This window comes from Rhizobium sp. CFBP 13644, assembly GCF_014842165.1.
GTDB lineage: Bacteria > Pseudomonadota > Alphaproteobacteria > Rhizobiales > Rhizobiaceae > Agrobacterium > Agrobacterium tumefaciens_C.
The window spans coordinates 486,644-512,122 of the sequence record NZ_JACYVF010000003.1 but is presented as its reverse complement, the minus strand read 5'-3'; the positions used below and the strand labels follow the sequence as shown (position 1 = coordinate 512,122).

General features: G+C 56.3%; 23 protein-coding genes. 10 read left to right on the top strand and 13 right to left on the bottom strand.

The window, feature by feature from the left end; translation table 11 throughout:
- Positions 1-38: 38 nt before the first annotated feature.
- The 8 genes from IFT53_RS11795 to IFT53_RS11760 all read left to right on the top strand — a co-directional run bounded on the left by IFT53_RS11795 (position 39) and on the right by IFT53_RS11760 (position 9,821).
- Positions 39-2,126, top strand: coding sequence for an ABC transporter substrate-binding protein (locus IFT53_RS11795; RefSeq protein ID WP_192064860.1), 2,088 nt, complete (start codon positions 39-41; stop codon positions 2,124-2,126).
- Between the two features lie 107 nt (positions 2,127-2,233).
- Positions 2,234-3,241, top strand: coding sequence for an ABC transporter permease (locus tag IFT53_RS11790; protein ID WP_042616690.1), 1,008 nt, complete (start codon positions 2,234-2,236; stop codon positions 3,239-3,241).
- Position 3,242: 1 nt separating this feature from the next.
- Entirely contained in the window at positions 3,243-4,373 is a 1,131-nt protein-coding gene (locus IFT53_RS11785; RefSeq protein ID WP_192064859.1) for an ABC transporter permease, read from the top strand.
- Positions 4,374-4,385: 12 nt separating this feature from the next.
- A complete protein-coding gene (locus tag IFT53_RS11780; RefSeq protein ID WP_192064858.1) occupies positions 4,386-6,053 on the top strand; it encodes an ABC transporter ATP-binding protein in 1,668 nt (555 codons plus the stop codon).
- A 19-nt stretch (positions 6,054-6,072) separates the two neighbouring features.
- The gene (gene melA / locus IFT53_RS11775) at positions 6,073-7,452 is read left to right on the top strand and encodes an alpha-glucosidase/alpha-galactosidase (protein ID WP_192064857.1); all 1,380 of its coding nucleotides are present in this window, start codon (positions 6,073-6,075) and stop codon (positions 7,450-7,452) included.
- 220 nt (positions 7,453-7,672) lie between these two features.
- The gene (locus IFT53_RS11770; protein WP_192064856.1) at positions 7,673-8,281 is read left to right on the top strand and encodes a Urease operon accessory protein; all 609 of its coding nucleotides are present in this window, start codon (positions 7,673-7,675) and stop codon (positions 8,279-8,281) included.
- Between the two features lie 107 nt (positions 8,282-8,388).
- Positions 8,389-9,384, top strand: a complete 996-nt coding sequence (locus IFT53_RS11765) for an NAD(P)/FAD-dependent oxidoreductase (RefSeq protein WP_192064855.1) — start codon at positions 8,389-8,391, stop codon at positions 9,382-9,384.
- Positions 9,381-9,821 (top strand): DUF3429 domain-containing protein, encoded by a 441-nt coding sequence (locus tag IFT53_RS11760; protein ID WP_192064854.1) that lies wholly within the window; start codon positions 9,381-9,383, stop codon positions 9,819-9,821. Before IFT53_RS11765 ends, IFT53_RS11760 begins: the two co-directional genes overlap by 4 nt.
- Positions 9,822-9,827: 6 nt before the next feature.
- On the opposite strand, the gene IFT53_RS11755 is transcribed toward IFT53_RS11760, so the two are convergent.
- From IFT53_RS11755 to rpsU, 4 genes are all read right to left on the bottom strand, one after another.
- Positions 9,828-12,197, bottom strand: coding sequence for a phosphoketolase family protein (locus IFT53_RS11755; protein ID WP_192064853.1), 2,370 nt, complete (start codon positions 12,195-12,197; stop codon positions 9,828-9,830).
- 104 nt (positions 12,198-12,301) lie between these two features.
- Positions 12,302-13,522, bottom strand: a complete 1,221-nt coding sequence (locus IFT53_RS11750; protein WP_192064852.1) for an acetate/propionate family kinase — start codon at positions 13,520-13,522, stop codon at positions 12,302-12,304.
- Between the two features lie 9 nt (positions 13,523-13,531).
- A complete protein-coding gene (locus IFT53_RS11745) occupies positions 13,532-13,984 on the bottom strand; it encodes a pyridoxamine 5'-phosphate oxidase family protein (RefSeq protein WP_052496751.1) in 453 nt (150 codons plus the stop codon).
- Positions 13,985-14,436: 452 nt separating this feature from the next.
- Entirely contained in the window at positions 14,437-14,676 is a 240-nt protein-coding gene (gene rpsU, locus IFT53_RS11740) for a 30S ribosomal protein S21 (RefSeq protein ID WP_042616682.1), read from the bottom strand.
- A 588-nt stretch (positions 14,677-15,264) separates the two neighbouring features.
- Between rpsU and IFT53_RS11735 the strand changes: the two genes are divergently transcribed.
- On the top strand, positions 15,265-16,146 hold the full coding sequence (locus IFT53_RS11735) for a beta-1,6-N-acetylglucosaminyltransferase (RefSeq protein WP_192064851.1): 882 nt from the start codon (positions 15,265-15,267) through the stop codon (positions 16,144-16,146).
- A gap of 145 nt (positions 16,147-16,291) precedes the next feature.
- Here the strand turns inward: IFT53_RS11735 and IFT53_RS11730 are convergent, their stop codons facing one another.
- Positions 16,292-16,486, bottom strand: a complete 195-nt coding sequence (locus tag IFT53_RS11730) for a hypothetical protein (RefSeq protein ID WP_244656545.1) — start codon at positions 16,484-16,486, stop codon at positions 16,292-16,294.
- 215 nt (positions 16,487-16,701) lie between these two features.
- Positions 16,702-16,878 carry a hypothetical protein gene (locus tag IFT53_RS11725; RefSeq protein WP_192064850.1) on the bottom strand — a complete coding sequence of 59 codons (177 nt, stop codon included), beginning with the start codon at positions 16,876-16,878 and terminating at the stop codon, positions 16,702-16,704.
- Between the two features lie 239 nt (positions 16,879-17,117).
- On the opposite strand from IFT53_RS11725, the gene IFT53_RS11720 reads away from it, so the two are divergent.
- Positions 17,118-19,367, top strand: a complete 2,250-nt coding sequence (locus IFT53_RS11720) for an FdhF/YdeP family oxidoreductase (protein WP_197980232.1) — start codon at positions 17,118-17,120, stop codon at positions 19,365-19,367.
- 49 nt (positions 19,368-19,416) lie between these two features.
- Here IFT53_RS11720 and IFT53_RS11715 read toward each other — a convergent pair whose 3' ends face one another.
- Genes IFT53_RS11715 through IFT53_RS11685 form a run of 7 tightly spaced genes read right to left on the bottom strand, consistent with a single transcriptional unit; the run spans position 19,417 to position 25,438 of the window.
- Positions 19,417-20,271, bottom strand: a complete 855-nt coding sequence (locus IFT53_RS11715; protein WP_244656292.1) for a Pnap_2097 family protein — start codon at positions 20,269-20,271, stop codon at positions 19,417-19,419.
- Positions 20,268-21,524, bottom strand: a complete 1,257-nt coding sequence (locus IFT53_RS11710; RefSeq protein ID WP_192064849.1) for an MSMEG_0569 family flavin-dependent oxidoreductase — start codon at positions 21,522-21,524, stop codon at positions 20,268-20,270. Before IFT53_RS11710 ends, IFT53_RS11715 begins: the two co-directional genes overlap by 4 nt.
- An 11-nt stretch (positions 21,525-21,535) precedes the next feature.
- Positions 21,536-21,814, bottom strand: a complete 279-nt coding sequence (locus IFT53_RS11705) for an MSMEG_0570 family nitrogen starvation response protein (protein WP_192064848.1) — start codon at positions 21,812-21,814, stop codon at positions 21,536-21,538.
- Positions 21,807-22,778 (bottom strand): sll0787 family AIR synthase-like protein, encoded by a 972-nt coding sequence (locus IFT53_RS11700; RefSeq protein WP_192064847.1) that lies wholly within the window; start codon positions 22,776-22,778, stop codon positions 21,807-21,809. Before IFT53_RS11700 ends, IFT53_RS11705 begins: the two co-directional genes overlap by 8 nt.
- On the bottom strand, positions 22,775-23,317 hold the full coding sequence (locus IFT53_RS11695; RefSeq protein WP_192064846.1) for an MSMEG_0567/Sll0786 family nitrogen starvation N-acetyltransferase: 543 nt from the start codon (positions 23,315-23,317) through the stop codon (positions 22,775-22,777). Before IFT53_RS11695 ends, IFT53_RS11700 begins: the two co-directional genes overlap by 4 nt.
- On the bottom strand, positions 23,314-24,435 hold the full coding sequence (locus IFT53_RS11690; protein ID WP_192064845.1) for an MSMEG_0568 family radical SAM protein: 1,122 nt from the start codon (positions 24,433-24,435) through the stop codon (positions 23,314-23,316). Before IFT53_RS11690 ends, IFT53_RS11695 begins: the two co-directional genes overlap by 4 nt.
- Positions 24,428-25,438, bottom strand: a complete 1,011-nt coding sequence (locus IFT53_RS11685; RefSeq protein WP_192064844.1) for a Nit6803 family nitrilase — start codon at positions 25,436-25,438, stop codon at positions 24,428-24,430. The genes IFT53_RS11690 and IFT53_RS11685 overlap by 8 nt, the downstream gene beginning before the upstream one ends.
- Positions 25,439-25,479: the final 41 nt, after the last annotated feature.

Sequence of the window (25,479 nt, the reverse complement as noted above, 5' to 3'; positions counted from 1 at the left end):
GAGGGCGTACCTGGTCGCGCCATTGGGAGGACATGACGATGCAACATAAACGCAAGATTTTCTTGAGTGCATGCCTTGGTTTCGGTGTTTCGCTGATTGCGATGAATGCCCATGCTTTTCAAACATCTGCACCGCCTGAGCCAGCGAAGTTTCCCGCTGAAGGCAAGATCAAATATGTAGAGCGCGATTCCATTCTGGAATTCAAGGCGCTGCCAAAATACAGCCAACCCGATTGGGTTTCCGAAAAATTCGAAAAGACCGGCAAGCTGCCGCCGCTGAAGGATCGTCTTCCTGAAGAGCCGCTCGTCTACAAGACCGGCAACATGCCTGACGGTGTTGGCGTTTATGGCGATACGCTGCGCCACGTCATCGGCGGGCGGCCCGAAGGCTGGAATTACATGGCTGGCCAGACGCAAGGCTGGGGCGGCATCGATATTGCGCTTTCGGAATGCCTGACACGCACCGCGCCACTGTTTCAGGTGGATGCCAAGGATACCGAGCCATTGCCAAACCTGGCCAAGAGCTGGGAATGGTCTGAGGATGGCCACAAGCTGACGATGCACCTAGTGAAGGGTGCCAAATGGTCGGATGGCGTGCCTTTCACGTCTGAAGACATCATGTTCTATTGGGAAGATGGTGTGGTCGATCCGAATGTCTCGCCGCTTGGCGGCGGTGCGTCACCGGAAGCATTTGGAGAGGGCACAACGCTTACCAAGATCGATGATTACACGGTTCAATGGACATTCAAGAGCGCCTTTCCCAAGCAGTATCTCTACACGATGGCCTACCCGAATTTTTGCCCGGGCCCCGCGCATATTCTGAAACCGCAACACCCGAAATATTCGAAAAACACCTATAATCAGTTCAAGAATGCCTTCCCGCCGGAATATATGAATATGCCGGTCATGGGTGCATGGGCACCGGTGGAATATCGCCCCGACGATCTGATCGTCCTGCGGCGCAACCCCTATTACTGGAAAGTCGATGAAAAGGGCCACCAGTTGCCCTATCTCGACGAGATCCACTACAAGCTGTCGACCTGGGCCGACCGCGATGTGCAAGCCGTGGCCGGATCGGGCGATTTTTCCAATCTGGAGCAGCCGGAAAATTTCGTGGCCTCTCTCAAGCGCGCCGCCGATGAAAAAGCACCCGCTCGCCTTGCCTTCGGCCCACGTCTGATCGGCTATAACCTGCAAATGAATTTCTCGGGCAATGGCTGGGGTTCGCCGGATGAGCGTGAACAGGCCATTCGTGAACTGAACCGCAATCAGGATTTCCGCGCGGCTGTCACATCGGCCATCGACCGCAAGGCAGTCGGGGATTCGCTGGTCAAAGGCCCGTTCACCGCAATTTATCCCGGCGGGATTTCCTCCGGTACGAGTTTCTATGACCGCAACTCGACTGTCTATTATCCCTATGATCTTGAAGGGGCCAAGGCAGCCCTTGCCAAGGTGGGCCTGAAGGACACAGACGGCGACGGCTTTGTGAACTTCCCGGCAGGCACTGTAGGTGGCAAGAATGTCGAGATCGTTCTGCTGGTCAACAACACCTACACGACGGACAAGAGCCTTGCGGAAGGTCTGGTGGGCCAGATGGCGAAGCTCGGTCTGCGGGTTGTGCTTAATTCACTCGATGGCAACCAGCGCGACGACGCTCATTATAGTGGCCGGTTCGATTGGCTGGTGCGCCGCAACACGACGGAGCTTGCCTCTGTGGTGCAGAACACCGAACAGCTCGCGCCCGTTGGTCCCCGCACGAGCTGGAACCACCGTGCACCGGAAGGCAAGCAAGTGGACCTGATGCCGTTTGAAAAAGAAATGGTCGATCTCGTCAACCGCTTCATCGCCTCACAGGACAATGCGGAACGGGCCGAACTGATGAAGCAATATCAGAAGGTCTACACGCAGAACCTCTACACCATCGGACTGACGGAATATCCCGGCGCGCTGATTGTCAACAAACGCTTCTCCAACGTGCCGCAGGGAACGCCGATCTTCATGTTCAACTGGGCGGAAGATTCGATCATGCGGGAACGTGTCTGGGTCGCTGCCGACAAGCAGGGCAAATACGAACTCTTCCCGCAGCAACTGCCCGGCAAGCCCGGTGTCAAAGGCCCAATAAACTAGCTCCCTCCCGGAGATACCAAGACCGGTCGCGCGTGAAGCGCGGCCGGACCGGGAGAAGACGCGGAACCGCTCAAAAGCGGGGCCGCAATGCAGGGAGATATCTTGTCATGCTCAGGTTCTTTTTCGTTCGCCTCAGCTCCGCAGTGCCGGTGATGCTGATTCTCAGTATCGTGACATTCGCCATCATTCAGGCGCCACCCGGTGACTATGCGGACTATATTCGCTCGCAGCTGATGAACCAGGGGGGCGCATCTTTCGAACAGGCCGAGGCGCAAGCGCAAGCCTACCGTGTCGAGCATGGTCTCGATCAGCCAATCGTGGTGCAGTATTTCAACTGGATTGGCGGCATCGTGACACGCGGCGATTTCGGTTACAGCTTCTATTACAACAAGCCTGTTGCCGAAGTGGTGGGAGAGCGCCTTCCCCGCACGCTTCTGCTGGCACTTGTTTGCCACCTCTTTGCATCCATACTCGGCATCACCTTCGGCATATGGGCCGCAACACGGCAATATTCCTGGGTGGATAATCTTCTGTCCACCATCGCCTTTCTGGGCATGACGATACCGCGGTTTCTGATGGCGCTGATCATGGTTTACCTGATGGTCTTCCATTTCAATGTTGCGGAAATCGGCAGCTTCTTTTCTCCGCAATATGGCGGTGCGCCATGGTCCTGGGCAAAATTTGTCGATCTGGTCAGCCATATCTGGCCGGTAGTTGCCATCGCCACATTCGGCGGCCTTGCCTATAATATGCGCGTCATGCGCGGCAATTTGCTGGATACGCTGAACGCGCAATATGTCGAGACGGCGCGTGCCAAGGGCCTTTCGGAAGGTGCCGTCATCATGCGCCATGCCGTTCCAAACGCGCTGCATCCGCTTGTCATGTATCAGGGCGTCGTCCTGCCCTACATGCTGACGGGCGAGATCGAAACAGCCATCATCTTCGCTCTGCCAACGGTTGGTCCTGCCATTGTCGGGTCCATGGCGGTTGGCGATGTCTATGTGACAGCCACCTTCATGATGGTTCTGGCCGGCACGCTGATTATCGGCAACATCATCGCTGACATCTTGCTGGCTTTGCTCGATCCACGTGTGCGCGAATTGGGGAGGGCATAAAATGGTTGTCGTTCATTCCTCCACAGGCCGGGAGCAGGTCGTCAGCGTTGCGGAACAGCGTGCAAACGAGAGCTATATGGCGCTTGTCTGGCGTCGATTGCGGCGTTCCTTTACCGGCATGGTCGGGCTGGTTCTGGTCGTCCTTCTGATCCTCATCGCCGTTTTTGCCGATTTCTTTGCGCCCATGGACCCAAGGGTAACGGGCGCAACTTTCACCCCGCCACAGGGTATCAGCCTTACCGAAAAAGACGGTGGCTTCAGCATATGGCCGCGGGTCTATGCGATGGCGGAAACAGAAGAGCTCGACCCGATCACCTTCCAGCCTATCGTTGGCCCCAATTACGACAATCCCCTTTATCTCGGCTTTTTCGTCAAAGGCGCGCCCTATGATCTCTTCGGGTTCATTCCGATGGAGCGGCATTTCTTCGGCTCCGTGAATGGTGAAGCGGTTCATTTTCTGGGTACCGACAAGTTCGGGCGGGATGTCTTGTCCCGGGCTATTCATGGTTCGCGTATTTCTCTTGCCATAGCGCTGAGCGTCGTTTTCATCGTTACGGTCATCGGTACCAGTGTCGGCCTGATATCCGGTTACTTCGGCGGTGCCGTGGATGCCTGGGTCCAGCGCTTCGTGGAAATCGTTCTCGCTTTTCCGCAATTGCCGCTTTATCTGGCGCTGACATCATTGATCCCGGTCACGGCTCCGACCCATGTGTTTTTGACCTTCGTCGTGGTCGTCATGTCGGCGCTGGGTTGGGCGCAGATGTCACGCGAGGTACGCGGCAAAACGCTGGCGCTGGCGCGCATCGATTATGTGCGGGCCGCTATGGCGGTTGGGGCTACGGACCGACGCATCATCTTCCAGCACATTCTGCCCAATGTGATGAGCCACGTCATCGTTGCCGTCACGCTGAATATTCCAAGTGTCGTGCTGCTGGAATCCTTCCTCGGCTTCCTCGGCTTTGCCGTCAAACCTCCGCTGATTTCGTGGGGACTGATGCTGCAGGATACCGCGACCTATTCCGTTATCGGTTCCCATCCGTGGATTTTGGCTCCGGTCGGTTTTGTTCTGGTCACTGTTTTTGCCTTCAACGCGCTGGGCGATGGCCTGCGCGATGCTGTCGATCCCTATTGAGAGGAGACTGAAATGGTGACGTCCTCGCTGGCATCATTTGCGCCCGATATACGCTTCGACCACGCATCCCGTCAGGATACGCCGATCATTGATGCGCGCAACATCGCTGTGAATTTCAAAGTTGAGCATGGAACTGTCGATGCGGTGAAAGGTGTCTCGTTCCAGCTTTATCGCGGTGAGACAATTGCCATTGTCGGTGAATCTGGTTCCGGCAAATCCGTGACGGCGCGAACCATCATGGGGCTCTTGTCCAAACGCGCCGTCGTTTCGAAGGCCGCCTCGGTTTCCTATGAGGGCAAGAACATTCTGACATTGCCGGAGCGTGCGCGACGCGCCATGCGTGGCAACCGTCTGGCGATGATTTTTCAGGAGCCGATGAGTTCGCTGAACCCGATCTACACCATCGGCAGCCAGATTGTTGAAGCCATTCGCGTTCACAACCGAATGAGCCGCAAGCAGGCCGAGGCGCGGGCATTGGAACTGCTGAAGCAGGTGCAGATTCCTGACCCGGAAGCGCGGCTGAAACAATATCCGCATCAGCTTTCCGGCGGGCAGCGTCAGCGCGTGATGATCGCCATGGCCTTGTCGAACGATCCGGACGTACTCATTGCCGATGAGCCGACAACGGCGCTTGATGTGACGGTGCAGGCGCAAATCCTCAATCTGATCCGCGAGCTGCAGCAGGCCCGCGGCATGGCCGTGGTTCTCATCACGCATGATCTGACCATCGTGCGGAAGTTCTCCGACTATGTGTATGTCATGCAACATGGCGAGGTGCGGGAGCACAACAGGACCGAAGACATATTCACGACCCCCCGCCACCCCTATACCAAAAAGCTCCTCGAATCCGAGCCGCAAGGGCAGGCCAGGCCGCTGCCGGCTGGCTCAACGACTTTGCTGGAAGCCAGCGATGTGCGGGTGTCCTTCATGTTGCGACATGGTGGCCTGTTCAAGCCTCAGCTGAAGGAGCTGATTGCGGTCGATAGTCTGGGGCTGACACTTCGCAGGCATGAAACGCTCGGCCTTGTCGGCGAATCCGGGTCTGGAAAGACGACGTTCGGACAATCGCTCCTGCGGCTGAATGAGCCGGAAGGCGGCAGGATCCTCTTCGACAACGAGCCGATCCACGACAAGTCGCGCGCTGAAATGCGTCCACTGCGGTCGCGTATGCAGGTGGTGTTTCAAGACCCGTTCTCATCGCTCAACCCCCGCATGACCATTGGCCAGATCATCGAGGAAGGGCTTGTTATCAACGGGCTCGGCGCCAACAGGGCGGAACGGCTCGAGCGGGTGTGCGATGCGCTGGCCGCCTCCGGCATGCCAACCAATATTCTCTCGCGTTTCCCGCATGAATTCTCCGGCGGCCAGCGTCAGCGTATCGCCATTGCGCGTGCTGTCGCGCTGGAGCCGGAATTCATTCTGCTGGATGAGCCGACATCGGCACTCGACCTGTCGGTACAAGCCCAGATCATCGCCCTTTTGCGCAAGCTGCAGGATGAAAGGGGGCTGAGCTACCTGTTCATTTCCCATGACCTGAAGGTCGTGCGTGCGCTCTGCCACCGCGTCATCGTCATGCAAAACGGTCGCATTGTGGAGGAGGGGCCGGTGGAAGACGTGCTGGCCAATCCACAGACTGCCTACACTCAACGGCTTGTGAAAGCCGCATTTGAAATCGCCTGAACCGCTATCGGAGACACATATGGCTAGAAATCCCAAGATCACGTTCATCGGTGCCGGATCGACGGTGTTTATGAAGAATATCATAGGCGATGTGCTGCAACGCCCCGCACTTTCCGGTGCAAAGATTTCGCTAATGGACATTAATCCACAGCGGCTGGAAGAAAGCGCTGTCGTCGCCAACAAGCTGATTTCGACATTGGGCGCAAAGGCGACTGTCGAAACCCATACCGACCAGCGCAAGGCGCTCAGCGGTGCAGATTTCGTCGTCGTCGCATTCCAGATCGGTGGCTATGAACCCTGCACGGTCACGGATTTCGAGCTGCCCAAGAAATACGGCTTGCGCCAGACCATTGCCGATACTCTCGGCGTTGGCGGCATCATGCGCGGCCTTCGCACCGTGCCCCATCTGTGGAAAATCTGTGAAGACATGCTTGCCGTCTGCCCGCAGGCCATCATGCTGCAATATGTGAACCCCATGGCCATCAATACATGGGCGATTGCCGAAAAATACCCCACGATCCGGCAGGTCGGACTTTGCCACTCCGTGCAGGGAACCGCGATGGAGCTCGCGGAAGATCTCGATATTCCCTACGATGAAATTCGCTATCGTTCTGCCGGTATCAACCACATGGCGTTCTTTCTGGAATTCGAACATCGCCAGGCGGATGGCAGTTACCGCAACCTTTACCCCGAGCTCATGCGTGCCTATCGCGAAGGCCGTGCGCCGAAACCCGGCTGGAACCCGCGCTGCGTCAACAAGGTGCGCTACGAGATGCTGACGCGCCTCGGCTATTTCGTCACCGAAAGTTCCGAGCATTTTGCCGAATATACGCCCTACTTCATCAAGGAAGGCCGGGAAGACCTTATCGAGAAATTCGGCATTCCTCTGGATGAATATCCAAAGCGCTGCATCGAGCAGATCGAGCGCTGGAAGGGGCAGGCCAAGGCCTATCGTTCGGCAGACAAGATCGAAGTCAAGCAATCCAAGGAATATGCCTCCTCGATCATCAACTCCGTGTGGACGGGCGAGCCTTCGGTGATCTATGGCAACCTGCGCAACAATGGCTGCATAACCTCTTTGCCAGCCAATTGTGCCGCAGAAGTGCCGTGCCTTGTAGACCACAATGGCATCCAGCCGACCTTTATCGGGGATCTGCCGCCGCAGCTGACGGCGCTGATGCGCACCAACATCAACGTGCAGGAACTGACCGTTGCCGCGCTGATGACGCAAAACAGGGAGCATATTTTCCACGCCGCCATGCTGGACCCGCATACGGCTGCCGAACTCGATCTCGACCAGATCTGGTCACTTGTCGATGATCTGCTGCTTGCCCATCGCGACTGGCTGCCGGAATGGACCCAGTTGGAGCCGAAGAAAGTGGTCAAGTTGTCCTATTGATACGCCTCTGAATGGGTGCCGGCTTCGTGGCTTGACATGAAGAATGATCTGAAAAGATCGACGCAGGGCCGGATTCTATCTGGCCCTGCATCACCCGTCGCAAAGACCGAACTTTAGCCCGATAGGGCCCACATCCTGGCACCAGTCAAAATTTGCGGCAGACCTGTTTGATCCATTCTCTTGATCGCCTCGTATAACGATCATTTGATAGGATTTTGATGTGGCACGTCATATTGCAATTGTAGGAAACGGTTCGTTTGCTCGATCCGACGCAGACGCCATCGACAGGTGTGATCTGGTCATCCGTTTCAACGACTGTCGATCGGTCGGTGATGGCGGATCGCGAACCGATGTGGTTGCAGTCTGCAATACGGGGCGCCCCGCCAGCGCGATGATCAGACAAAGCGCCTGGCGTGAGAAGGCGGCAATTGGCCTTGCTTCCGGCATCTGGTGTGTTCGTGACTGTGAGAAATTTGCCGAGTTGAAGCCAAGGCTTGCTGTTCACTATCCTGACCTGGATGACTTTTGTGATGACTACACGAGCGAATTTGCCCAATTTGCCTCAGAGTCAGCAAAGACCTTGACGGTGATACCGCGCCGATATCACGACCAGATCGATGAGGAGCTTCAGGCACGGCTTATCCGCAATTACGTCGTGCCAAGCTCGGGCCTGATTGCGATCTCCTATGTCATCGGCGAGGTTGCTGTGGGTGATGACACGGTTCTGCTGGCTGGTTTCAATCACGAAGGATGGAGCGGCCATCCTTTCGCGGCTGAGCGAGACCTCGTAGAGGGTTATATCGTCAAAGGCCAACTCCGCAGGTTATAAAAGGCTGATCGCCGCGCCAGAACGGATGTAAAGTCTGTATCGTTACAACATGACATGTCCGAGCCAACACCATGTGGCTCCTGAAGAACCAAAAACTGGAGCAGCCAATGGTACGACTTCAACGAATTGGGATCATCGGCGCTGGAATGGCCGGAATGACACTGGCGAAAGCCCTCTCCAGGACAGCTGATGTCAGTATTTTCGAGAAGAGCAAAGGTGTTGGAGGCCGAATGGCAACGCGACGGCTGGAAGATGCCGCCTTTGACCACGGAGCGCAATACTTCACGGTCAGAGATGACCGTTTCCGACATGAACTGGAGGCTTCCCGACAAGCAGGGATCGTTCAGGCGTGGGATGGCGACATCGTGCGTCTGGGAGACGGTGGTGCTCTGACGGCGAGCGCCTCAAGCGCACCAAGATATGTCGGCTGTCCGTCTATGAATGCGCTCCCGAAATCGATGTCCGCCGGTCTCAATATTCTGCATTATGTGCAGGTTACGGCAATTACCGGCGAGCCCGGCCAATGGTACCTTGACATGAAGGACAGGCGGGAAGGGCCGTTCGACTGGGTCATCGCCGCAGCACCTGCGCCGCAATCGGCAGCGCTGTTACCGTCGCGTTTCGCGCATCATGAAGCCCTTTGCCTCGTCAAGATGAACGCATGTTTCACGTTGATGCTCAGGCTTAAGGACGGCGCGGGCATACCGTTTGCGGCGGCCCGTATTGATGACCCTGTCATTGAGTGGATTGCCCGCAACGAGAGCAAACCGGGCCGTTCCGAGGCAGCCTGTCTGGTGGTGAATTCAAATCCGCTATGGGCCGACCTCAACATCGACAAACCGCTCGACATCATCCGCGGACAAATGCTCGATGCTTTACGAAACCATATTCCGATCGAGATGGCCGAGGCCGAAGATGCCATCATTCATCGCTGGCGTTATGCCAATGTGCAGCAACCTGCTGGAAAATCCTTTCTGCTCGATCAGGCGTCGCAGCTTGCTGCATGCGGAGACTGGTGTATCGCTGGCCGCGTCGAGGCCGCCTTTCTCAGCGGAGCGGGGCTTGGAGATGCTCTGCAGGGTATTCTAGAGGTAGCAGAATGAACGCCGTATCCCGCAATATCTCGATCATGCTCACCTATGCCGGTGCTCTGCCGTTCTGGTTTCTGATGCTTGCGCCGGAAACCGTTGCGGGCATCGATACGGGATCGGCGTTCGTTGCCTATGGTGCGATCATTAGCTCCTTCATGGCTGGAACACTGTGGGGGCGCGCGATGACCGAGAAGGGTGATGTGGCGCTCATCGTGGGGAGCAATGTGCTGGCATTGATCGCTTTCGGCACCGTCGTGGCCGGGCTTTCGTTTGCCACTCTCATTGTGCAACTGGCGGTATTCGGGCTTCTCCTTCTGGTCGATTTCAAGAGTCTGGCCCGGCAGGCCGAGCACCGTTGGTACTGGATGCTGCGCCTGCGGGTGACCCTCATTGTCGCCGTGGCTTACTGCGTGATGATCGTCGATCACGCACGCATGGCGGTATCTTAAAGCCCCTTAGTCTGTCCACACCCAGTCTTTGATTTCAGGCAGATCATCAAAATGCTCACGGATATAATCGTGATGTTTCGCCAGTGTGTCGGTGCAATGGGTCAGGAGGTCGGCGCCATCGATCAGCATTTTCGGCACGTATCTCAAAACATCAAGGCAAAGATGCAGGCGGCTGATCCTGTTCAGGACGACCATGTCGAACGGCGTCGTGGTGGTTCCTTCTTCGAGGTAGCCACGCACGTGGAAACGGTCGTGCGCTTCACGTCCGTGCAAGAGATCGTGGATGACGCCCGGATAGCCGTGGAAGGTGAAGATGACAGGTGCCGTTGTCGTGAAAATCTCTGCAAATTCGATGTCGCTCATGCCATGGGGGTGCTTGTTTGCGGGACATAGGCGCATCAGATCGACGACGTTGACGATGCGAACTTTTAATCCCGGCGCTTTTTCACGAAGCAGCCATGCGGCGGCAATCGTTTCCTGTGTCGGGATATCGCCTGCGCATGCCAGCACGACATCAGGCTCATCGGGCGCATTGCTGTACATATCCCAGATGCCCGCACCTTTCGCGCAGTGCTGATGGGCCTCATCCATTGTCAGCCATTGCAACTGCGGTTGCTTGTCGATGACGATGAGATTGAGATAATTGCGGCTGCGGAAACAGTGGTCGGCCACGGACAGAAGGCAATTGGCATCGGGCGGAAGATAAACACGGGCGACCGCTGGTTTGCGGTGGATGATGGTGTCGATGAAGCCCGGTCCCTGATGGCTGAAGCCATTATGGTCATTCCGCCAGCAGGTCGATGTCAAGAGATAGTTCAGCGACGGAATATCGGCGCGCCAAGGGACATGTTTTGCATGTTCCATCCACTTGCCATGCTGCATCGACATGGAATCGACGATCATGGCGAAGGCTTCGTAGGTTGCAAAAAGACCATGGCGGCCGGTTAGCGTATATCCTTCGAGCCATCCGTGGCAGCAGTGTTCGCTCAACACCTCCATGACGCGACCATCATGCGAGACGTGGTCATCCCCCGGCAAGATCTCGCTCACAAGGCAGCGATCGGTCACTTCGAAGATGGCTCCAAGCCGGTTGGAATTGGTTTCGTCGGGACAAAACAGGCGAAAGGTGTGCGGGTTCTTGATGTAAATATCGCGAAGATACTCTCCCAGCACCGCCGTAGACCCCATGCGCTCCGTCGCACGTCGCTCCAATTGAACGGCATAGGACTTGTAGTCCGGGAGATCGAGAGGCTTTGTCAGCGTGCCGCCATTGGCATGCGGGTTTGACCCCATGCGCGACGTTCCCTCGGGCGAAAGGTCCGCATATTCTGCTCGGAACGTTCCGTTGTCATCAAACAGCTCTTCCGGTCTATAGCTGCGCATCCAGTCTTCCAGAATGGTGAGATGCTCAGGGTTTGTCCGAACCTCAGACACCGGCACCTGATGGGCCCGAAACGTGCCTTCGATGGGAATGCCATCAACGACCTTGGGTCCCGTCCAGCCTTTTGGCGTGCGCAGTACGATCATTGGCCAACGCGGTCTCACACTTGCGCCGCCATTGCGCGCCGATGATTGTAGCGCGCGGATTTCAGAGACAGCCCGCTCGGCCACACCAGCGAAAAGCTGATGGACGACCTCGGGGACGTCACCCTCGACAAAATAGGGCTCGTAGCCCTGGCCCTCGAAAAACTTCCGCAAGTCTTCATCGCTATGACGCGCAAGAACTGTTGGGCCGGCGATTTTGTAGCCGTTGAGGTGCAAGATGGGGAGAACTGCGCCGTCGCGCGCGGCATTGATGAAGTCGATGCTTTTCCAGCTTCCTGCCAGTGGTCCGGTTTCCGCCTCGCCATCACCCACCACGGCAACGACAAGAAGGTCCGGATTATCCATGACCGCCCCGAATGCGTGGACCAGTACATAACCGAGTTCGCCGCCCTCATGGATCGAGCCCGGTGTGGGAACACTGACATGGCTCGGTATGCCGCCGGGCGTCGAAAATTGCCGGAACAGGCGCAGCAGACCGGCTTCGTCCTGCGTTATGTCAGGGTAAAACTCGGTGTAGCTTCCCTCAAGATAGACGTTAGCAATAAGGGCAGGGCCACCATGGCCGGGGCCGGCCATGTAAATAGTGTTGAGGTCGAATTTCTTGATCAGGCGGTTCATGTGCGCATAGATCAAATTGAGGCCCGGAGACGTGCCCCAGTGCCCCAGCAGCCTTGGCTTGATGTGCTCCACCTTCAAAGGCTCGCGAAGAAGAGGATTGGCTGAGAGGTAGATCTGCCCGACATTCAGATAGTTGGCGGCCCTCCACCACGCGTCGATCTTGTGAAGTTCCTGACCACCGAGTGGCTCCGCCGTCTGATTGAGATGATCCATAGTTGCTCCTGTGGCATCTGGTTTTGCGGCTTGAAAACGGAAACCAAGAGGTTTGTCGTGCGCGTGAAAACGTGGCTGCTTGGCGTCTAGCTTGTTGGCCTGGCTCAGTTCGCCCTCAGTGCTTTCATCAAGCGGAAGGCATCGTCTGCAATCACCTGCTGTTCATCGGTTGCGATGACAAAGACCTTGATCCTGCTGTCTGTGCTGCTGATGATCTGGGCGTTCGCCGCATTCGCCTCAATATTGATGTCGAGACCGAGCCAGCTGAGATGTGATGAGATGGCAGCCCTGATCGAGGGTTGATTTTCGCCTATTCCAGCGGTGAACACGAATGCGTCTATTCCGCCCAGAGTGTTGACGATCCGTGCGGTCTCGCCAGAGGTGCGAAACGCGAAGAGATCAATGGCTTCCTTTGCCTCAGGGCGATCACTTTCAAGAAGGGCTCGGCTGTCCGAACTGATGCCTGAAACGCCCAGGAGGCCGCTTTCGTGATATAAGAGATGCTCCAGTTCTGCGGGGCTGCGGTTCTTTTCGGTGAGCAGGTAAAGCAGGACGCCGGGATCCAGCGCGCCACAGCGTGTGGCCATCGGTATGCCGTCCAGCGTCGAAAACCCCATGCTGACATCGCGGCTCAGGCCGCCATCCATACCGCAGAGGCTGGAGCCGCTGCCAAGATGGGCGACGATGACTTTTCCATCGGCGATCTCCGGTGCCACACGGGCCAACTCCTGAGCAATGAATGAATAGGATAAGCCGTGAAATCCGAAACGCTTTATGCCCTGGTCATGCAGGGCACGGGGCAGGGCGTATCGTCTCACCAGCGCAGAATTGGTGTTGTGAAAGGATGTATCGAAAGACGCAGTCTGGAACATGTGTGGGTGGTGTCTCAAAACCGCGTCAATCAGTTCAAGACTGTGCTGCTGGTGGAGAGGAGCCTGAGGAAGCAGGCTTTCCACTGATGTCCGCACTGAATCGTCCATCGTCACCGCACTGTGGAACAGGTCACCGCCATGTACCATGCGGTGGCCGACGGCTGCGATGTGTGAGATGTCGATATGGGAAGCCAGACTTGTAAAAACGGCTTCAACAATAGCCTCGGGATGCGTCTCACCACTATGCGCAAATGCAATATCGGATGTTTCAGAACCCTCAATATGGAAGCTTAAAGACCGTCGCTGAAAATCGATTGAGCCTTTGCCGATTCTCTCGGGAGCGCCCGTTGCCAGGCTAAAAAGACCCAGTTTGATGGACGACGAACCAGCGTTGAATGTCAGGAGTTTTTGGTCGCTTGGTCGCAGGCTTTGCTGATCAGACGGCTCAAGCATCTGATCATCCTAATCGTTTCTCGCACGGCGGCCCGACAGGGTGTCGATCTCTACACTGAAGAAGACAGGCAAAGATGCGGGTTTGGGGGTCTCCATCCCGGCTGGCTTATAGGCGCCGGGTTCCCACCAGTCGTTCTTCTTTTGAAGAAGCGACCAGGCATACATATGCTCCCCGTGCCATTTTTCATCATCAGGCAACTCCTGGTAACGTCCTTCGACGAGAACGCTTTGCCATTCCTGTTTTGTCTCGACCTGATCCAGTTGCAGACAGAGATGTGGATCGGCGCGCAGGCTCTCGATCTTCTTTCCCGGCATCGAGAAGGCATAAAGCATACCGCCGCGATAAATATACTGGAGCGGCACGATATAGGGTTTTCCGGCTGCGATACAGCCCAAGTGACATATGCTATTGGCTTCAAGCATGGCCTGGCATTCAGGCGTCGTCATCTCTTGCACGTTCATGTGGCAATCCTGACGAAAGCTGCGAGCAACGTCCGAAGGAGAGCTGCTGAGCGAAATCTGGTATGCGCTCTTTCGCCGTATATTGCAATCAGAAGTTTTGGTGGCGTGTAGCGCTCGTGCGCGCAGCGCGAAGCGAAATTCACCATAGACCGATGTTGGCGGCATCAGATTGATGCGGTCAGGAGTTTATCTGGCGATGTTTTGAATATTTGCTGTCGTGCCCGCATGAAACCTTACGGTACGCTTTACAGCGAGCCAGCCAATACAGCGGATTGGATAGCGCCACGAGTGTGGCGCGAAGGTCGACTTAGTAGCTCATTTCGCCACTTGCGTTAAAAGCGTACGACCATGCTTTATACATGGTTGAAAAGCCCGGTAGCATCAAGAGATTGAAAGCGGCCGGACTTTTTCAAAATATCTGGCAGAAATCTGCCGTCTGCTCGTCTTAGAAATTAACGAGCAGGTCTGCTTGCCTTCTTAGGAGCAGCAATACCGCTTTCGCGTTCCAGCTTCTTGCGAGCCATCTTGCGAACGCGGCGAACGCCTTCTGCCTTTTCTCTGGCACGCTTTACCGATGGCTTTTCAAAATGCTCGCGCAGACGCATTTCGCGGAAGAGACCTTCGCGCTGCATTCTCTTCTTGAGCACGCGCAGGGCCTGCTCAACGTTGTTATCACGCACATCTACCTTCAATTTAGTTCCTCATCTCTTTAGTCCCGCACATGGTGCGGATTGGTGCTTGCGGTGAGAAAACACTTCCCACCCTTTGTCTGAACCGCCTTCATAGATTGCTTGGCGCTGAAGGTCGATCTTCTCCTGCATTTTTTTTACAGAAAGATCGCCCTACAAGACCTTTTGACGGGCACATATAGCAAATCTTGCCCGATGTGAAGGAGCAAAGTCAGCATAAATGCCTCTCATATCGCAACTGGCTCTGCTTCTGGTGGATAAATTCCTGTACGGGCTCTCCTTTAGCGCAGAATCATGCGGTTAAATACGGGTTGGGTGCTATAGATGGTGTCCATCTACCCAATTCGCTGATGCAACAAGACATGGTTTTTCCCATGTCGGTGTGTCCGTGACGCTTGTCCATGCAACCAATCAATGCCCCCGCTTGTCGTCGACTGACGACAGGCGCGATGCATAGTGCGGTGATCCCGGGCATCGATCCTGAAAGGATCCTATTATGGTAACTCTTGCTAACACCGCGAACCCTGCAGCTTACGAAGAGACGCAGGAATATTCACCGTTGATGCGCGCAAAGATGTCAGGTGTCGAGGCATGATCGGATATCTGATTCTCGTTCACCGGTTTCCCAAGCAGTTCAAACGTCTTTTCAAGGCGATCTATGATCCGCGCAATAGCTATGTGGTCCATGTCGACAAGAACTCCGGCGAGGCGCTGAATGCTGATATCAGCAACTTTCTGAAGCCTTATTCCAACGCCGAAGTGATGGAGGGTCACGCGGCGCTGTGGGGGGGCTATAGTCTCGTCGATGCCGAACTTCGCGGGATGGAACACCTGCTGGCGATGAATGGCGAGTGGAGCCACTTCATCAATCTGAGCGGGCAGGATTTTCCCTTGAAAACGCAGGCCCAGATCATGGCCTATCTAACGGACCATCCAGGCCGGGAATATATCAAGGTTCTCGATCAGGAGAAAATCCGTCCGGACACGATGCGCCGCATTGGTGAGTTCGTTATCGAAACAGGCGGCCAGATTGAACAGACGCTGACGATGCGGCCGTTCATCGAAGGGGCAACACCTTATATCGGCAACCAGTGGATGATCGTCAGCCGGGCATTCTGCGATTTCGTATGCTACGATGCCCGTGCCGATCGCTACAAGGCATTTTACCGCAACACCTTCATTGCCGACGAGGGGTTCTTCCAGACCGTTATGATGAACAACCCCGTGCATGGCGAGATCGTGAATGATGATCTACGCATGATCGACTGGGTGCCGGATGGCGACATAAAATTGCGGCCAAGGACTTACGGCCGTGAGGACGCGGCGGCCTTGACGTCAAGCCACAATCTTTTCGCACGCAAATTCGAACAGGACGTCGATGGCGATATTCTGTCGATACTGGAGGGGCATCTGGCACGGCAGACACATTTCACGACAGCCGAGTTTGAGCTGGCACCTGCGACTGCTGCCTGAGGTTAGCGAGAGTTGAACTGCACGTGGTTTCCCGAACCGGTCGGACTGGACACCGTGAATACGGGTTCAGTCTGGACCGGTGGGGGAACAGCTCTATGGACAAAGATCGGTCGAGCGGCTCGCCACTCGTTCGATCTTGAGGCCGCTACATCTGCGCCATATCGTCTAGCAGATTCTGCGACAAATCACTGATTGCGACTTCCGCTTCCTCGAGGCTCCAGCCAACGCTTTCGGCCTGCCTTGCAAGGGCCATGAGCTGTGGCACGAGCTTACCGCCGGCAGCAGCTGTGATGTCATCGGGCTTCAAACCTTGAGCAATCAGCAGAAATGACTGCTCCACTGCCTCCTGGCAGGCAATATCCCTGTCAGGATACGGCCCTGAGCTTCGTGGTCTGTTCAAAATGGCCATACGATCTAACCCGCTTTGGTTCTCAATACACCCTTTGCGATGCTCTGTTGCGAGCCTGCCGCTTTCCAATAGCATCTGAGTGCAGCCTCAGCGATATGAAATCGAGAGGTCCACCAGTTGTTGCAGGGCGGTAAAATGTTGCGCCGTCAGTTGAGCCCGTTGAGATTATGCGCCGCTCTGTTTGAAGAATCGTGATCGCCCTTGTGAAGCGCCAGAATTCGTCTCGCATCTTCCAGATGGATGCCGTGTCTCTTCGCAAAATCTGAGGGTTCGTAGGAAATGCTTTCCTGCTGCTTGCGAATAAAAGTCGGTTTCAGTTTCATCTCATGTTCCCCAAACGTCACCGACAATTGGGTGATGATGTATCCCCTTAGCACATGTCCCGACCAAAAACTTGAAATCCCATCGAAAAAGCGCGCGAGCGAAGACGGCGATGAAATCCGACAGAGTACGATCGCAGGAATGCCTCGTTGCGTGGAACAACTCGGCCCTGCCGTGGTTTGCCACCGATGCACAAGACAAGGCTGGCCCAGTGAAAAAAGTCAAATATGCGCCGTACACGATGCCCACTGGTGGTTGGGGATCAATCAAATCCGTGGTCAAAAACGCCGTAACGCAAAAAGCTGTCAGGACCGCTCCCGGTCTGATGACCGACCACAATAAGAAGGGTGGTTATGCCTGTACCAGTTGTGCCTGGGCCAAGCCCGGCAAGCCGCATCCGGCGGAGTTTTGCGAAAACGGCGCCAAAGCGACTTTCTGGGACCTGACGGCCAAGCGCACCACGCCGGAGTTTTTCTCAAAACACACAGTCACCGAATTGCTCCAATGGTCCGATTACGATCTGGAAAATGAAGGTCGTTTGACGCATCCGATGCGTTACGATGCGGCAACCGACAAATATCAACAAGTCACCTGGGACGAGGCATTCGCGGATATTGGTCTTAAACTCAAAGCCTATGATCCAGAGTCTGTCGTCTTTTATGCGTCCGGCCGCGCCTCTCTTGAAACTTCCTACATGTATCAGTTGCTGGCACGCCTCTATGGCAACAATAATCTTCCAGACAGTTCTAACATGTGTCACGAAACGACCTCCGTTGCGCTGCCGCAGAGCATTGGAACTCCAGTCGGAACGGTCCTGCTGGAGGATTACGACCATACGGATTGCATTCTCTCATTTGGTCAGAACGTCGGCACAAATGCGCCCCGGCTTCTTCACAGCTTGCAGGAGGTGCGGGAACGCGGTGCGCCTGTCGTGGTATTCAATCCTCTGAAAGAACGTGGCTGGCTGGAATTCGTCAATCCACAGCGTCCCGGGCAGATGCTGACCAACAAGCCGACCGATATTGCAACACAATATTATCAGGTCAGTGCGGGTGGCGATGTCGCTGCGATGGTTGGTATGGCAAAGTGTCTGTTCGAATGGGATGATGAAGCTATCGTGTCGGGGGAAGCACGCGTCCTTGATGTCGCATTTATCGAAGAACATACCCACGGTCTTGCAGAATTTGAACGCTACGTCCGGACCACGTCATGGTCAGATATTCTTGCCACGTCCGGCCTCAGCCACTCTTCTATCCAGGCGGCGGCAAGGACATATGCGCAGGCCCGCAACGTCATCGCCATCTATGGAATGGGTCTCACACAGCATCGTTACGGCCTCAGCAATGTCCAGATGCTGATCAACCTCCTTCTGATGCGCGGCAATATTGGCAGACCCGGCACCGGTATCTGTCCCGTGCGTGGCCACTCCAATGTGCAGGGTCAAAGAACGGTCGGCATATCCGAAAAGACAAAGCTGGTTCCGCTCGATGTGCTGGCCGAACAATATGGCTTCGAACCCCCGCGCAAGGATGGCGTCAACACGGTTGAAGCGTGTGAAGGCATCATCGACGGCAGTATCAAGGCCTTCATTGGGCTGGGCGGCAATTTCGTTCGCGCCATTCCCGAGCGGACCTTGATGGAAGAGAAATGGCGCGGGCTGGATCTTTCGGTGCAGATCGCGACAAAACTTAACAGAAGTCATCTGATAACAGGTGCAACGACATATCTCGTGCCAACCTTGGTGCGAACGGAAGTCGACGAACAGGCAACCGGTCCGCAGATTGTCACAATAGAGGACTCAACCACCTGCATTCATGCCTCACGCGGCAAATACAAGCCTGCCGCCGAAAGCCTGTTATCAGAACCCCGGATCGTGGCCGAAATTGCAAAGCAGGCGCTCACGCCCAATCTGAGGGTTCCATGGGACGAATGGGTTGGTGATTATGCCCTCGTCAGAGATGCCATCGAAGCGACTTTCCCTGAGCCTTTCCGGGACTTCAACAAGCGTCTCGATATTCCCGGTGGTTTCCCGCGTCCCGTTGCGGCCAGAAACCGTGTTTGGGAAACGGACACCGGCAAGGCGAATTTCAAGCTGCCGAAGGCGCTCTGTTCCGGCTTCTCGACGGGCGAAGATCGCAATGTGCTGAGCCTTATCACCCTGCGGTCCAATGATCAGTTCAATACCACTGTCTATGGATATGACGACCGGCTGCGCGGCATCCACAAATCTCGCATGATCCTGCTGATCAATGCGGACGATCGTGTCCGACTGGGAATTGCCAAGAATGGGCTGGCCAGCATCACCACCGCAGTAGATGATGGCATTGTGCGCGTGCTGACCGGCATGCAACTCATCGACTACGATCTGCCGCCCGGCACCTGCGCGGGCTACTTCCCGGAATGCAATTCACTCATTCCACTGTGGCAGCACGATGAGGAGAGCAAGACACCGGCGGCGAAGTCCATTCCCGTCCGGGTAGCCCCGGCATGAGTGCTTTGCGATAAATGCAGAACTGACTGCAACTACGTTTGCCTTTTTCTCAGGATCGCAGCGCGGCCTTGTTCGACTGGCGTCTCGATGGCTGCAAACGGATTCGCATAGTTGCGAGGGGTCGATCTCTAGCGCCTAAGAAATTGATGAGGTAACCTCGGTAAAAGCGCTTGAATGTGACCAATATCGGTTCTCCCGGCTCCACATTGCCCACATAAGACACGTGTCTGGAGGCTAAAAGCTCCGGTCGCCTTTCCCCGGCTTGGAAGAGGGCGCGGTCTGCGATTGCGCTATAGGACGGAAAGTAAAGAAGGGCAGCGGCGTTGAAGTCCGTCGCCGGGCAGGGAAGGATTTTTTCTTCAGTGAATGTGTCCAGCCCGGTTCGATTTTTCTGAAGGATCGAACGGGCCGCCGCCGCGCCTCTGTCAACACTGCGCTGCACCGACAATGGTGCATCTGGCGGAACCGCCATGACTTTCGGGCTGCGCCGAACAATCGTGTGGTTGGTTCCATCGGCAGACCGTCCGACAAATGTAGACGCAAGTATCAGCTCACCGATGATGTCTCCTTCGAACCTAACCCTTAGCCGGGATGCGAGCCGTTGCTGCGATGTGCGGAACAACTCTCCTGATAATTCAAGACGTCCCCCGAGAGAGGGAATGTCGGGATTGCTCAAGCGCAGGCTTGTGGAGCAGAAGGCTGCGTAAAGCGGCTCCCCTTTCGCGCATTTGAACTGCGCCTCCTGTTGGCCCATCGCTTTTGCAATCAGCCGCCAATGCAGATCGCCCGCCCTTCTCAGAAGCCATTGCTCGGAAAGGCCGCGATAACCCATTTCGGCCATGCCGAGGACATGGCTCTCTGTTTCGTCCTGTTGCGACTGCGTCGGGCATGGCCTCAGACTCATGCTGCAAACCTTGCCTTTTGGCGCGCGACAATTTCCTTGGCGAGGAACTGACTATCTTCATCGATCCCGAGAAAGCGGCCCGAACCCCATGTGTTAAGCCAACCCAGACCAATGAAGTAAAGGCCCGCCGCGTTGGTCACGCCCCGCTGGAACTTCGGCTTGCCACGTTCATCGAAGCAATCGACCTTGAGCCAGGAGTAGTCGGGGCGGAAGCCGATGGCCCAGATGATCGATGATATCCCCGCTGCCGCAATATCGACCTCCTCGATTTCGCGCTCCGGTCTCCACACCTTCTCGAAGGGTGGCTCTTCGGGTGCATCGATGCCTTGGGAACTGATCCACGCGTCGATCTGCTTGCAGATTCCCAGATAGCTCCGGTCTGCGTCATCGAGATTTTTCTCAAGGTCCGGAAGGAAATTCATGATGGACCCCGCGCCGCCCGCGACAGAGCCGTACAACTTGACCCCTTCATTTGCATATTTTCGCAGGTCGATTTCCTTCCCGCCATCTCTGCCCGACATGTAATGGTTGGTTTGCGTCAGCGCTTTTACAGGATCCGGGTGCTTATCAATGGTCACATCATAAATGCCGGCATCATAGAGCCAGTCCGTTGCGTCACGACCGCGATACTTACGCGGGCTACGCGGAGCAGGACCGACGGCGAGGTGGACCGGGCGACCTTCCAGATGAAAATCGTCCATGATCTGAACACCGGATTGGCCCGTTCCGACGATGAGGGCCGCGCCGTCTGGCAGTTGCGAGGGCCTGCGATACTCGCGCGAGTGAATCTGCACGATGGCGGGATCGATGTCCTTGGCAAAATCAGGCACGATGGGATGATCGTAGCCACCCGTGGCGATGACAACCTGGTCGGCCAGCCAATGACCTGCCGTGGTCTCGACACGGTAGCCGCCCTCGGCGCGAGGCTCTACCTTTGTTACATCCACGCCTTCAAGCAAGGGCGGGTTGAAGCTTTGCGCAAAGCCGTCGAGATAATCCACGATCTCGTCTTTGCGCATAAAGCCATTCGGATCCTTGCCGTTATAGGACCAGCCCGGCAGGCGGCATTGCCAATTCGGAGTCACCAGACAGAAACTGTCCCATCGGTTGTTTCGCCAGCTCTCAAACCGGCTGTGGCGCTCGATTACCACATGTTCGATACCTTCACGGGTCAGATACCAACTAACGGACAAGCCAGCCTGACCACCTCCGATGATGATGACCGGAATATTGGACTCCAGACGTTCAGTCATGTCTTGTTCCTTCAGGAAAATGACAGGCAAGCAACGTGGCCATCGGGGGCCTGGCTTGCAGCTGTCTGTTCAATTCTGGCCAGCTGATCCATCGCGGAGGAGCAGGCGAAACCGTATTTGGCAGCGACACGGTCCGACGCCTCATTGAGACCGGCCCGTACGTGCTGCAGGAACTCTGGAACCGGATAGGTCTGCCCTGTCTGCAGGTGGCTCATTATGGCAGTCGAGGGAGAGTAACATTGCTCTTCCACCCCATCCGGCCAGCGGATCGTGAAGTGAACTTCAGGCATGGGAAACCTCCTTGGGAAGAGAGAGATAAGGCGCAGCGCCGTAATCCCAGAACGGTGCGATTGAATCTCCGCGCTTGAAATTGACCTGCTCACTCGCCGTGGCTTGCCCGATGACCTCAGCGCATATGTCACGTGCAGCGAATGTCGCGCAGACGCGCCCGGCGTGGGCGGGATCGACAGACAGCAGGAAGCCAAAGCTGGGGAATGTTCGCAACCATCGACCTATTTCGGCGCCCTCAGGCAGAGAGATCGCGTCAAGGTCAATGTCGAAGCCGCAGCGTGAGCATTCTGCCAGCATCAATGCAGTGCCTGCTATCCCGCCCTGGCTGATATCCTTGCCTGTTGTGACAAGCCCGGCCTCAGCCAATTGCGGCAATAGCTCGTAGTCACCGCGAAGGCGGTCATGAGGTGCATCGAGGGCCGCGCACCAATTATCGAAACGTGGACGATAATGGCCGCGATGATCGATCGCTGCGACGAGGACGTCACCGGGTTGCGCAGTAAAGCTGGAGATCAACCGCGTTGCACGGCCAAGGACGGAAACCGAAAGGCCGAGCTCTGAGGTTTGCAGGTTCGTATGTCCGCCGACGATGGGCACGCCATAGGCTGCTGCCGCATCCCTGAGGCCCTTGAGAAGAGGGGCGGCGGTTGCAACATCCGGTGCCCAGATCGTGTCCAAAAGTGCTGTTGCGCGACCGCCCATCGCTGCGATGTCTGAAAGGTTGACCATGACGCCGCACCAGCCCGCAAACCACGGATCGTCGCTGACGAATTGCGGTATAAATCCTTCGCCCGCAAACAGATCAAAGCCCCCTTCCGGTCGCACGATAACGGCGGCATCATCGCCGGGAAGGCCAATCGTTGCTGCGGTTATCCCAAGAGCTTTGGTGGACGACGCAATATCAAGCTTGCCGCGTATTGAGGGATGAGTGGCAATCTCTTTTGCAAGCGCTTCCAGCGTCATCCCACCCTCCGCGGTCTGGTGCACCATCCTGTTTCGGGGCTGAGGATTGCGGGGTAATGGGCCAGCGAAGCGCGCATATGCATGTGAGGCACGCCGTGAAGCTGGACAGTCCCGACGCAATCCCAATGCAGGCGGCGGAAAAGGGGGACGTTCTGTTCCTGCACATGAGCGTTGAATTCGGTGCATCCCATGCCGTTTGCAGAGCAGACCGCAAGCCGGATCAATTCAGCGCCGAGCTTGCCCACGCGCCGGTAATGGTGATCGACGGCCAGACGCGATCCCCACCAGATGCCTGGCGAAGGCTGATGAATGCGAACGGTTCCCACGATTTCGGCTGGCTCTGCCGCCATTGTCGTAATGGCCGCAAGCGGGATGGCGACTTGGTCGATGTCATCACGGTCGTGCAGTTTGAAGATGCGCTGCTCATCAACGAACACGGCGTGGCGAAGCTGCGCAACGCCTTGAAGTTCCCAGTTTTCGGTCGCAGCACGAATGATGAATTCCGGGCTGATGAAAGATGAGTGGCTTATTCCGCTCATGCTGGAACCCTCAGTTTTTCATAGGTTGAAAGCGCCGAACATGCACCGCATTTGCCGCAGCCAGCCTTGATGTCCGTTGCTCGCAGCCCACCATCCACGATGATCTGCGACAATGGCTTCAGGATGCTGGCCATGAACTCGGAGCTGGGCGCAGCGTGGCTCTCCAGCGGCGTGCCGGAAATCGGAACGAATGGAACGACGAAGGGATAGACGCCCATCCTTACCAGCCGATCAGAAATGTTAAGGATTGCTTCGCTCGTATCGCCAAGGCCTGCCAGAATATATGTGGAAACCTGACCACGTCCGAAGACCTTCACCGCGGCTTCGAAGCTGCTGAAGTATTTCTCGAGCGGCACTGAGGCTTTGCCCGGCATGATCCTGTTGCGAACATCAGGCGTGACGGCCTCCAGATGCATGCCCAGCGCATCGGCTCCGGCATCTTTCATGCGTTGGTGCCACACATCGTCTTCCGGCGGTTCGCACTGGACCTGAATGGGCAGGTTGACGACGGCTTTGACAGCACGTGCACTGTCCGCAAGGATCGACGCGCCGCGATCCTGCCCCGGCGGCGTACCTGTCGTCATGACCATGTGTTTCACGCCATCCAGCTCGACCGCAGCTTTTGCAACTTCAGCCAGTTGCTGGGGTGTCTTGTGGGCAATGGTTCTTCCAGCCGCGAGGCTTTGCCCGATGGAACAGAATTGACACGTCTTTTTCCGGCTCTCATAGCGGATGCAGGTTTGCAGCACCGTGGTGGCAAGAACGTCGCGGGAATGAAGCACCGCAATCTTGTTGTAGGGAATGCCGTCTTCGGTTGCCAGATCGTAGAATTTTGGCCGGTTCGGGAAGCGGATCTTAGCGACCTCCTCACCGTGTTTGGTGACCCGCGAGCGCCCTTCCAGATCAGGCGCTTCCACGAGATAAGGGCTGTTGAAGGCCGGCGCTGTGTGAACAGGGATCATGACCGTCGTGTCACCGAAGCTCACAGCCTTGTGGTCGGAAGGGCCAGCTCCACCGCGGCGGCTCTCATGTCCGGCGCGTGGATCGACAAGTCGCATGCCCTTTGTCTGCAGGTCGTTGATCAGCTCGGGAATAGCTGTGCCAGCATTATCACGCATCTTCACGCTCCTGCTTTACGGGGGTGTCATTGGCATCGCGCGGGGCAAGCTCAGGTTGGAACATTTCAAGCGGTTGCGCCGGCCGCGCATCGTGGACGAGGTGGAGAAGCTCCGGTCTCGCATAATGTCCAACGCTGTCCATCATACGCTTGCGTTTTGTAATCAGCTTCATGTCGAGGTCAGCAATCAGTATGCCTTCCCCATCGACAAGGGGCGGCACGACATGGCGCCCCTCCGGGGTGATGATGCAGGTCATGCAGCCGTCTCGCAGGCCTTTTTGTAGTTTTGGATCAGGATTGATCGAAGCGATCTGATCCTCGCTCAGCCATGCCGTTGCATTCACGACAAAACATCCGGCTTCCAGCGCATGGTGGCGCATCGTGACCTCGATCTGCTCACCGAAAATCGGGCCGACCAGCGAGCCGGGGAAGTGAGCCGCGTGAATTTCCTCATGCTGAGCCATCAGTGCATATCGGGCGAGAGGGTTGTAGTGTTCCCAGCAAGCCAATGCCCCCACACGGCCAACGGCGGTATCAACAACCTTCAGGCCAGAGCCATCGCCTTGGCCCCAGATCATGCGCTCATGGTAGGTTGGCGTGATCTTGCGGCGCTTGAGCTTCAGGCTGCCGTCTGCATCAAAGATCAGTTGGGTGTTGTAGAGAGAGCCATGATCGCGCTCATTGACGCCGAGGACAACAACAACGCCGCGTTTGCGTGCCGCATCCGCAACCGCCATCGTCTCCATGGAAGGAACGGTGACCGCCTCTTCGTACAAACGAAGGTGTTCGGGACCCTGTAACATCGGCGGCATCACGAAACTGAAATAGGGGTACCAGGGGACGAATGTCTCAGGAAAGACGATGAATTGCGCGCCCTTGTCAGCGGCCTCGCCGATGGCGTTAAGCACTCGCTCCATCGTACCTGCACGCGATGTGAGGTCGGGCGATATCTGCACGGCGGCGGCGCGAACGATTCTGGACACGGCTGGCTCCTTTACGATCATCAGGCTGGCGCGCGACGCGAAACAGTCGCGCCGCGCAAGCG